This window comes from Clostridium pacaense, assembly GCF_020709765.2.
GTDB lineage: Bacteria > Bacillota > Clostridia > Lachnospirales > Lachnospiraceae > Enterocloster > Enterocloster hominis.
On the sequence record NZ_JAJFEB020000001.1, the window covers coordinates 774,272 to 785,684 of the forward strand.

4 protein-coding genes are annotated in these 11,413 nt (G+C 49.7%); all 4 read right to left on the reverse strand.

Features of this window, described 5'->3' with window-relative positions:
- Nucleotides 1-217 precede the first annotated feature (217 nt).
- Nucleotides 218-4,057 (reverse strand): bifunctional diguanylate cyclase/phosphodiesterase, encoded by a 3,840-nt coding sequence (locus LK536_RS33185; RefSeq protein WP_227795099.1) that lies wholly within the window; start codon nt 4,055-4,057, stop codon nt 218-220.
- Between the two features lie 495 nt (nt 4,058-4,552).
- Nucleotides 4,553-8,365, reverse strand: a complete 3,813-nt coding sequence (locus LK536_RS33190) for a PAS domain-containing protein (protein WP_227795100.1) — start codon at nt 8,363-8,365, stop codon at nt 4,553-4,555.
- 452 nt (nt 8,366-8,817) lie between these two features.
- Complete coding sequence (locus tag LK536_RS33195) at nt 8,818-10,344, reverse strand: Na+/H+ antiporter NhaC family protein (protein WP_227795176.1); 1,527 nt, start codon at nt 10,342-10,344, stop codon at nt 8,818-8,820.
- A 55-nt stretch (nt 10,345-10,399) separates the two neighbouring features.
- Complete coding sequence (locus tag LK536_RS33200) at nt 10,400-11,350, reverse strand: N(5)-(carboxyethyl)ornithine synthase (protein ID WP_227795101.1); 951 nt, start codon at nt 11,348-11,350, stop codon at nt 10,400-10,402.
- Nucleotides 11,351-11,413: the final 63 nt, after the last annotated feature.

Genomic DNA, 11,413 nt, shown 5'->3' on the forward strand with positions numbered 1-11,413 from the left:
AAATGAGGCTTAAACAGGATTGACTTTTTATCTTTACATTCCAGTAGAAAAACCTGCCGGCATCTTGCCTGTGTTTGCAATAGTTAGTTGTGGCAGTTCTGACTATGTATTCTTATGATTATATATCCCTGTAAAAAGTATTACAATTGGTAAATTTTTACATATACAGATCTGTAAATCTTTTACACTCCCCCTTGGAAACAGGGTGGATGTAGTTCTATGATTGGTTCAGAATAAAATCCGCTTCAAAATCTTTTACGGGAATCGGCCGGGCAAATAAATACCCCTGTCCATTCGGGCAGTCAAGTGATTTCAGGATATCCTCCTGACGGCTTGTTTCCACACCCTCTGCAATCATTTCTATATCTAACTCCCTGCACATCTGTATGACATTGCGCAGGATAATGCGGCTCCGCTGTTCGCTGACCAGGGTTTTGATTAAGCTCTTGTCTAGCTTCAGTGTATCAAAACGGATATCATTCAGTACAGACAGATTACTATAGCGGATACCAAAGTCGTCCAGGGATATGCGCAGACCCAGGTCACGGATTCCCTGCACGGTCTTATAGAGCATGGCCGGACAGTGTTCCACGGTACTCTCTGTCATTTCAATTTCAAGGCATTTCCTTGGGAAATCGTAATGATCCAGAATTTTCTTCATACTGTTGATAATATCATCCTCCATCAGCGTGACCCTTGAAAAGTTCAGGGATATGATGAAATCGTCCCGGTTCCACTTCTGCAGCAGCCTGCATACCTCTTCTAAGACGAAAAGGTCAATATAACGGATGATTCCGTTGGACTCTAAGACAGGTATGAATTCCGAAGGAGGAAGGATGCCGAGTTCCGGGTGCCGCTGGCGGATTAGGGCCTCCGCACCGATTCCCTGATGGTCTTGCAGATGATACTTGGGCTGCAGATAAATCACATACTCTCCTCTTTGTATTTGCTTGATCAGATTTCTAAGCAGCTGGCGGTGCTGTATATCATCACTCCCGTGCATTTCATCATAATGGCGTTTCTTATTTAACTTCATCACATTGTCTGCAGTATGGATCAATGCTGTCAGATTGCACTCCACGCTATCCCATGAAAATCCCAGGGATACGCTAAAATTCTCATTTTTCTCAATTTTATCCCGCAGCTTTTGAACCTTTTCCTCCAGCATGGCTTTCTCACTATCCACGGATATGAGCAGGAATTCATCCCCATTGAATCGGTAGATATCCGTCTGCGTAAAAATCATTTTCATCAGATTTGCCAGGTGGCGGATATACTGATCCCCGGTAATCGTGCCATAATCCTCATTAATCTTCTTCAGGTTATCTATGTTTGCGACAATCACACCGAGCGAATGGACTGCATCTTTCTGATAATGCGGCAGATTATTCTCATAGCTGTTTCTGTTCAGTACATCGGTCAGCAGATCATAACGGTTGGCATGAAGCGTTGCCTGAAGCAGACGGTTCCGCTTGATTTCATTCACGATAAAACCGGACAGGGATTCCAGGAATGAAACATTCTGAAAGTTGGCATTGATATTATTTATGACAAGACAGCCGTATTCCTCCCCATGTTCTTCCAGATGGATCCAGCGCTGGTTTTGCACATGGTGTCCCTGCATCAGCTGATACATGTCGAAGGACTCCCCAATCATCGCCTGTGGATTTTCCAGACTCACCGGCCCGCTCCACTTCTGCGCACTCAGCCATGCACTGAGTACTGCAGCTTCCTCCCCGCTCCATGTCCATACATCATTTGAATCCCCGGCAGACCATTCGCTGTTCAGCGCATAAAGACCGCTCTGTTCATCCATCATCCAGATTCCCGCTTGATACGCCTTGAAAAAATGGCAGATTGTTTCCAGGATGCTCTGCATCGCCTCATTAAAATCCATACATTCCTGCATATGTTGGATACCGCTGAGCAGAAAATGGCTTTCTGTCGCATGGCTTTCCAGGGAATCCACAATGCTCTTATCATTGGAAATATCAACAGCAATTGCCAATAAAACAACCTGTTGCTTCCATGTAATCAGCCTATTTTTAATAAGAAATTCCTGCTCCAGTGCAGTATTCATGTCCTTCCATAAATAAAATTTATCCTTGGACCAGTTTGCCCTTGCACAGAACGGGCAGGGCGTCTTCCTCCTCTGCATGATTTCGTAGCACTTTTTACCGCGGCACTGGCTTTTCGTAAAACCGACCCGGTCATAAAAAGCCTGGTTTCCTAAGATCAGATCATAATTATCCGGGTCAACAAGATAGGCGATATCTCCGAACTCTCCCAGATAGGTATCAAAATCCTTTTTTTCCATCAGTTCCAGGTTCTCATAGCCTGCATCTGCACGTTCCGCAGTTTTCAATGCCTGGAGTTCTTTTATATCCGGTCTGGGATTTACTTCCCTGTTGTAATACTGATACACACCCTTCTGTGAATTTTTCACCTGATACAGCGTCTTATCTGCCTGCTCAAACACAGTCTCATAATCCACGCTGCCTTTTATCAAAGTAATACCGGCACTGAATTTAATACCATACCGCTTATCCTCCTGCAGTTTCCGGTACAGGATCATCAATGCTTCATCCACCTCCTGGTCGGTCGAAATCCGTTCCATAAGGACGATGAATTCATCACCGCCGAAGCGTCCTACGATACAGTGATTGTAAAAGACTGCCTTCAGATGCGCCGCAAACAGGATTAGTGTCTCATCGCCGGCTTTATGCCCATAGCTGTCATTGATTTCTTTGAAATTATCAAGATCCAGAATCAGGAAGGCCCGCAGCCCTGCCGGTTCACGGAGACACTGGATAATTTTTGTTTCGGCGCTCTTTTTATTATACACATCCGTCAGCTGGTCGAATTCTGATTCATAGCGCAGTTTAAAGCTGCTTTTCTTCCGTTCATCAATATCCGTCAGATACATCAGTGCCATCAGTTCATCCTGCAGCGGCTCTTTAAACAATAGGATTTTAATCTCCATCCACATCATCTTATTCTGTTCGATGATCCTCCGGAATTCAAACTTCAATCTGGTAATGCCGTTTTGATAAGACTGCATAAGGTTATTGCAGTCCATCAGCTCCATATAGCTCCTGCGGTCATCCGGATGTACCACCTTCTGGTTGAAACGAGCAAACAGCTGTGTATAGCTCATCTTCTCTGTCAATTCATTATAAAGATTCCAGATCCCGCCCATTCCATAAAACTTATCTTTTGTTATATTGATATGTCCGTATGCCATTTTCTCCGAGAGAAGCATATGATAAAACTGCGTTTCCTCCAGATAGGTTAAATACTCCTGCTTTTCCCTGGATATGTCTTCCATAAAACCCATGATGACAGGCTCACTGTCCTCTTCTTTCTCATAGGCGCTGAACTGGAGACGGATCCATTCACCGCCCGTCAGCCTTACATCGTTTATGGTACGGACATGCTGCTCCATCGTTTTATGGTACGCATGCTGCAGTTTGGCATAATCCTCCTTATCCAGCGGCAGGGCCTCTTCTGCATACTCTGAAAAGTATGCAGAAAAAGTAAACTTTTTAGGAAAGCCCGAAAGAAATTTTTTCTGGCTGACCATATAGACAGTCTGTTTTTTGACATCTATGACAAAAGATTCCTGCCAGAGCTGTGTTAACATCATGTGCAGCAGCTGAAGCATATCTTCTTTTTTTGTTTTATCAAGTACAAAATCGCTTACATCCAATGACATGCAGCAGTATATCCCCTCCGCCTCAACCAGCTTTATCCGGGTATAGAAACGATGTTTTATATTATGGATTTCTGCATCATGAAGAAATTCCCTGCTTTGAATATCCTCCCGGTATCCCTCAAAAAACTTTTCTGTAGAAAGTAAGGATGAAAGACTGTTTTTATATTTATATCTGACATCCTCCCTTCCCTGCTCCAGTAATGTATAAAAAGCTTCATTACCATACAGTATCGTAAGTTCCATATCCCTTTTTAAGAAATAACAGGCCAGGGGAAAACATTCTATCATATTTTTTAGCTGTTCCATATATTCAGCCGATAAAATTCCATCATATTCATTCATAATAATTTCTCCCTTACTTATGAGCCGCAATCTGCAATGGGCAATTTTTTCATTTATATGTCATAAAACAGACATCCTGCCTAACACCCAACTTTTCTATCGCAGATGTTTTTATAGGAATGCTGCAGTTCGTTACGAAGCATATATGAAATTGTCCGGATATTTTTTATAAGTCAGGATACGCGTCTCTGTAGAAACAGACAGGGAACCCTGGAGGAGAAGCCCATACAGAAAAGACATGATACAGCCTTACCATTTCTGTATGCTCTCATAGAAAATAAGTACGCTTTGTATGAATAAGCGTCATCGGCTTTGTCAGCCCTTCCATACAGATGTAATCAACTTTTATCCTGCTACAGGACTCCCTGTTTTAAACGGATAAGATATGGTTCAGTATTATGAACTGGCAGCTGGCCACGAGGAAGGCCGCAAGTCCAAAGAATTGGAAGCCGGTCCTCCTGCATGTCTGCCAACACCAGTTCCCTGATTACCCAATTATGCTATGTACTTCTTCAGTACCTGGAGCAGCTTATCCACCTCAATGGGCTTGGAAAGGTGGCCGTTCATGCCGCTGGCCATGGACTTCTTGGAGTCCTCATCGAATGCATTGGCCGAGAGGGCGATAATGGGGATGGCGCGTGCGTCTGCCCGGCCAGAGGTTCGGATGAGCCGGGTCGCTTCCAGGCCGTCCATGACCGGCATCCGTATGTCCATGAGGATTGCGTCAAACCGGCCAGGATCCCCGGAGCAGAACAGGTCCACCGCCTCCCGGCCATTGGCGGCACAGGTTACGGTGAAACCGTGCATCTCCAGTATGGTCCGGGCAATCTCCTGGTTGAGCTCATTATCTTCCGCCAGCAGGATATCCCGACCGTTAAAATCCGGTATTGGAACAGGCAGGGCCGTCTCCATCTCCGTGCCGCCAGTCTCTGCGGCATAGTCAAATGACAGCGTAAAGAAGAACGTGGAGCCCTTGCCGGGCTGGCTGCGGACTTCGAGATTTCCGCCCATTATCTGGACCAGCCGGAAGGAAATGGACAGGCCGAGTCCCGTACCGCCACGCCGGGAAGCGGTGCCTGCCTCAGCCTGTTCAAAGGGGTTGAAGATGCGCCGCTGCGCGGCAGAGTCGATGCCGACGCCGGTGTCTGTAACGGAATATCGCAGGACGGCCCGGGGGTCTGTTTCCAGCTCTTCAACACATATGGTGATACTGCCGGAATCTGTGAACTTGACCGCGTTCCCAATGATGTTTACCAATACCTGGTTGAGACGGAGGCCGTCTGCCTGGAGCGGCTGCTTTTTTGTACGTCCATCCCTTACGCTTAAGGTCAGTCCTTTCTCAAGGGCCTGTGCATGGAACAGGGATTCCAGGCTGGCCAGAAGCTGCGTTAAGTCCAGTGGTCCGTAATTCAGTTCCAGCTTCCCGCTCTCGATACGGGACATATCCAGGATGTCGTTGACCAGACCCAGCAGGTACTGGTTGGACGACTCAATCTTTTCCAGGCAGTCGAGTGCCTTGACAGGATCCTGTACAACGCTCTTGGCAATGGTCGTCATCCCACTGATTGCGTTCATCGGTGTGCGGATTTCATGGGACATCCGGGACAGGAAGTCTGTCTTGGCCTGGCTCACCGCGTCGGCCTTGGACTTCATGATAAAGGAAGGCACAAGCCGCACCAGCTCCTGGAGGAACTTGCGGTGCTTCGGCGTCCACTGGTACCCCGGCACATCGACCTCAAAGCTGATAGAGCCGACGTACTCACCATAGTCCCATATGCCGGCGTGAAGGCAGGAGGCAATGTCGGAAATCCCATCCCTCAGATTATGATCGGCCAGGCCGTCCTCATCATACATCGCCGAGCATAGTTCAAAATCTTCATCCGAAACGTAGAAATCCTGTCCCAGCTGCAACAGCGTGCGGCTGCGCGCCCACTGGTAGGCAAAATGGTACGTGAGATAGGCCCGGTCAGCCTCGATGATGGAAACCCGGTCGAATTTACAGGCGTTTCCGATACGGGCCAGTAACAGGCTGACCGCGTCATCCAGGTTCTTGGACTTGCCCAGCAGATCCAAAGCAAAGGAAATCAGGTCGCCGCCTGCAAGCGGGCTCACGGTCTCAATCTCATTGACCGGATGTTCCCCGGTGTAAATCTGGGTCAGGAACATGCCCACCGCATTGGAGGTGTCCAGATAGCAGGCGGCCTGCCCCTTTCCATGCTCCTTGACGTACTTGAGGGTACTCTCAGCACAGCGGTAAAGCCCGTTATAATCCTGCGTCACCTCGGTACTGCACATGCCGATGCTGACGGAGATATGGACCTCCCGGGCCATATCTGCCAGGATACCCCGGACCTGGTCCGCGATACGGGGACCGATGATGGTGGCATGGGCTTTATCGGAGTTCTTGATAAGGAGCATGAATTCATCGCCGCCCAGCCGCACCTGGATATGGTCCGGCCCTGTCTCCGCCCGCAGGAGGTCGGCCACCTCCTGAAGCACTGCATCGGCAAAGATATGGCCCTCCTTCTGGTTGACCGCCTCGAAGTCGTCCATATCCAGCAGCATCAACACCGCGTGCTCGCCCGCGGGCCGGTTATCCAGATACTCCTGTACCAGACGGACACCATATTCCCTTTTATATAGTCCGGTCAGGCTGTCACGGGACCGGGCATCATCCAGCGCCTGCTCTATCTCCTTCTGATGGGTGATGTCTTCCACGATGCCGATGACCAGCTGGGGGACACCTGCCTCATCACGGCGGATGATGGACAGTGTCTGGCGGCACCACTGGCTGCCATCCAGGCTGCAGAACTCGCAGGCAGTGGTGTGTTCTCCCCGGTTTATGCGTTCATATGATTCGTAGAAGGATGGGCGGTATGCCTCGTCTACATGTTCTTCTGCGAAGTCCTCCGGCATCCGCGCATAGTGGGATTTGCAGTGATAGATGGAACAGGTGCGTTCAGGCACCATACAGGAGCTGGTCCCAGGGTAATAGAAGAACTCGCAGGTGGTGGTATGTTCCAACGCCAGGTGCAGGATCTCGTTGCTGGCCTCCACCTGATCTGCCAGCTGCTCATTGTAAAACTCCACATTTTTCCGCTCGTTGATGTCGAGAAAGACGCTTTGAATCAGCTGTTCCCCATCCAGGTCCACAATCACTTCCGCGCTCCCGATGATCCAGCAGGGACTTCCATCCTTTTGAATCACACGGTACTCAAAAGCTTCCCTGTCACCGGGACTGCACAGGCGGCTGATGCTTTTCAGCACACGTTCACGGTCTTCCGCCGCGGTCAATTCTGCCATGTCCCAATCCTGTTTGGCCCAGAACTCCTCCGCCGTGTAACCGAAGATATGGATACACTCCCGGTTTGCATTCTTGAACGTTACCTGCCGTCCGTTGATACGGTATTGGGCGATGCCGCACAGCATGGACTGGAACAGGCGGTCATACCGCTCTGCCTGTCGTGTTAGATGTTCATGGGCCTTCTTTTCTGCCGTGATGTCCCGGATGACGCTGATGCAGACCGCCCGCCCGTCCCTGGATGACGTTTTTTTGCCAACATCGTTGACCCAGATGTAGCTGCCATCCTTTTTCAGCATCCGGTACTGTACCTCATAGGTACTGCCAGCTTGGAAAGCCTTTGCGACAAGCATATCCACCTGCGCCCGGTCATCCGGATGGATGCAGTTGATGACCTTCCCGCCAATCGCGGATATAAACTCCTCATAAGTAAAGCCGAGATAGGATAGCATGTAATCATTCACATAATAGAGGGGGTAATCTGGTTCCAAGTAGCCGCCCATCATGCCCCCTGGGATATTTTTTCCCAGGATATCCAGTGCCTTCTGGCCTATCTGCTGTTCCAGTTCAGCATACTCCGGCGAAAAAGCCGTAAAAAAACCACCCTCATCGTACTGGCCCCCTGGCGCGGAGGTATGGAGTGAGACAATCCGGCACAGCCCCTCCTGGCTTTCCACACATGTGGCGGTTACCTGTAAACAGATTGCGTCGATGTCCTTTGCCTGTGGGGATACGGACATGGTAAGCAGGACCACCTCACAGGTATCTGACACCACAGTTTCCTGGATGCTTTCAAATTGAATCCGGAACGCGGCTGTCATCTGTGGAAGCTGCGCCCGCAGAACCTGCCCAGCCTGCGCCCGCCCCTTGGCCATCTCAGACCTGCCCGTTCCGACCCACTGAACCTCTTCTGCGAGGCACGCAAGCGAATCCTCCACATCCCGTTTAACGAGGCACGCGTTAAAAAATGTTTTTACCGCCTTCGTCGCGGTACCTTCATGTATCATCTTGTTGTTTCCCCCTGGAATCTGTTCTTTTTTCAACGTCTCAGCCCACTCCACACTTGAAGTGCAGAGGCAAATTCTCAGCCACAGTCATGTCGTCGGTTTTGAGCCGGGATAGGTTTATCCCAATGCGTTTAAGGATTTCGCGCATCTCCTCGGTCCCCTAAATATAGTCTACTTTGCTCATATATGATACTCTTGATTATAATGCAGGAACCTGGAAAATTCAATGTGTTTATTTTGAGTCAGCAAAAACCTCAGAACAGCATACGCTGAGCTGAGGTCCCTTTACTTATGTAATATGTAGCCTGCCTGCTATAGCATTCAATATCCACGGCATTCATTTTGTTTCAAATGTCCCGGACGGCCCTGTTCTTACGTTCCGAAAGCAGGGCCCGGAGCTGGGTTTTGTCCATTTTACGCTTTTCTCCTGCTTCCTAAAGGTTTTTATCTGGCTACAGATCCACGGCTGAGCTGGCGGCAGCCACCATAGGTCTGCTCTTATGCTTACGTCTGGTCAGGATCAGGCATGTAACGGCACATAGGATACCCATCTGTGCTGCGAAGGCCGCCCCAATGCTGCCTGTATATCCGATTACCAGGAAACCGGCCGCAGCTACCGCAGCTGAGAATAAGGCATAAGGCAGCTGGGATACCACATGGTCGATGTGGACACACTGGGCGCCTGTGCTTGACAGTATGGTTGTATCCGATATAGGGGAACAGTGGTCCCCGAAGACAGAGCCTGAAAGCACAGCCCCGAGGCAGCAGTAAAGCATTGCGTCCCCCATGCCCAGGGCGGAAGCCATCTGTACGCTGATGGGAAGCATGATTCCGAACACGCCCCAGGAAAAGCCGGTTGCCAGCGCCATGACTGCGGAAAATACAAAGAGGAGGCATGGCAGGAGCTGGGAAGATATATTGTACTGGACCAGAAGCCCGGACAGGAACGCTCCTGGCTGGAGCATCCCGATCATATCAATCAGCACCCATGCAAAGAGCAGGGCGGTGGTCGCTCCCGCCACCTTTTTCATGCCGGAAAAAGCAGTGGCAAACAGTTCATTTCCATGGAAATGCCAGTACCGGTATACCGCCCACCCAAGACCGGCAATGCAGCCCGCGCACAGTGACAGATAGGTGGAGGCATGCTGGAGTATCTCAAATATATCCCAAGAACCCGAAAAGATGCGTCCCGTCATGTACATGGTCCCCACACTTACCACCACCAGGATGCTGATGGGCATGATCAGGTCGGAGGCATGCGTTTTATGGGTGTCGTCAGGCGGTACATCATCTGCCTTGATGGACGCTACATCATTCATCCTGCCCAGGTTGATATTCCATACAGCGCTGAGGAACACCACGGCCAATGAAAAAATAGCATAGAAATTATAGGGGATTGTCTCTATGAACTGGTTTAACGGTGCCGCCGTCCCCGGCAGTATGATGGCAAACAGGGCAATGATATATGCCCCCCAGCTGGACAGCGGACAGATGGAGCACACAGGCGCGCTGGTGGAGTCAATGATATACGCCAGTTTTTCCCTGGAGACCTTGTAGCGGTCTGTCAGGCTTCTGGAAACCTCGCCCACGGTCAAAGCGTTAAAATAGTCATCTATGAATATGATGATTCCCAGCACAACCGCCAGAAGCTGGGCCATGGCCGCGTTCTTAACCCGTTTCTGGGCCCACCTTGCAAAACCAATGGTCCCGCCGTTTTTGTCAATGAATGCTGTCAGCATCCCAAGGCCGAGGATAAAAAGCACCAGCAGCACATTGTCAAAATTCCAGTTCCCCTCCGCATAGAAAATCCGCGCAGCTGAACCCATGACGGCCTCAACCATCTCACCCGGTTGGAAATTGCATAATATAAGCGCGCTGGCAATAATGCCGGCCGATATGGAAATGACCACCCTTCTTGTAGCAATCACCAGTAATATGACAATCAGGGGAGGAATTAAAGAAATCGCAGTTGCCTCCATCACGTAACCCACCTTTCATTCACTCTATAAAATCACTCTGCACAGCCCGCCGCGCCTATCGGCAGCTCTCTTCCAGAATCATCTTCCCGCCGTCAATCACCCGGCAGCCCTCCAGCACGCTGTCCTCTGTTTCCAGCACCAGCGGTTTGATGAAAAGTGATACCTTTTCGCTGATGAACTCCGATGCGCTTCTGTAAAACAGGCTTGGGGAATGATCCAGGCAGTAATGCGCAATTCCCTCTTCCATGTAGAGAGGGGCCTCCACAGCCGTTGGGTGGGAAGTCTCGATGGCACCGTGCTCGTCACAGCTTACATCAATCAGCAGCGCGCCACTTTTTAAATGTCTCAGATCCTCCCTGAATATGATATGGTCCCTGCGCCCCGGGTCCCACAGCACGGCGTTCACTATGATATCAAACTGTCCCATCTCCTTTTTAAACTGCTGTTCCTGCCTTCGTCCATATACAGTGGTCAGCGCGGCATTGGAGGCAAGCGTCTTATAGGCCCCCATAGCCGTGTTGCCGCGTCCCAGCACGGCCGCCTTCTTTCCTTCCATTAATATGCCATAGGTTAAACAGCCATGGATGACCGATGCCTCGCCCGCGAGGATATTGTTCCTGTAAAAAATCTGGGTGTTATTTTCCAGCATTTCCTCCCATGCATATACCTTAAGCTTCCTCTCCAGCAGAAGTTTCTTCATATCAGGGTCCACATGGGGATGGACCCACCCGAAAATCGTGGCGCCTTCCCTAAGTTCCCCCAGATACTCCGCGTCCCCTGCCTTGGGGTCACAGATAATATCACATTTCTGGAGGATTTCTTCCCTGGGCGCGATGGACGCTCCCATTTTTCCGTATTCCTGGTCGGATATTCCCAGTCTACTCCCATAGCCCTGTTCAAAGAACAGATATCCGGCAGCATCTCCCAGTTCCTTCATGTGGCATGGCAGAAGTGCTATCCTGTTTTCATTTTCCTTATGGCTGTTTATAAATCCTATGGTCTTCATAAACAAGACCCTCCTTTTTTTTGTTTAGTTATACCATCATTTTATAAAACGGCAAGAGCAATT

Bases quoted from the DNA above. Each gene is read 5' to 3' on its own strand.
- LK536_RS33185 (WP_227795099.1), bottom strand. From the start codon at position 4,057: ATGAATGAATATGATGGAATTTTATCGGCTGAATATATGGAACAGCTA.
- LK536_RS33190 (WP_227795100.1), bottom strand. From the start codon at position 8,365: ATGATACATGAAGGTACCGCGACGAAGGCGGTAAAAACATTTTTTAAC.
- LK536_RS33195 (WP_227795176.1), bottom strand. From the start codon at position 10,344: ATGGAGGCAACTGCGATTTCTTTAATTCCTCCCCTGATTGTCATATTA.
- LK536_RS33200 (WP_227795101.1), bottom strand. From the start codon at position 11,350: ATGAAGACCATAGGATTTATAAACAGCCATAAGGAAAATGAAAACAGG.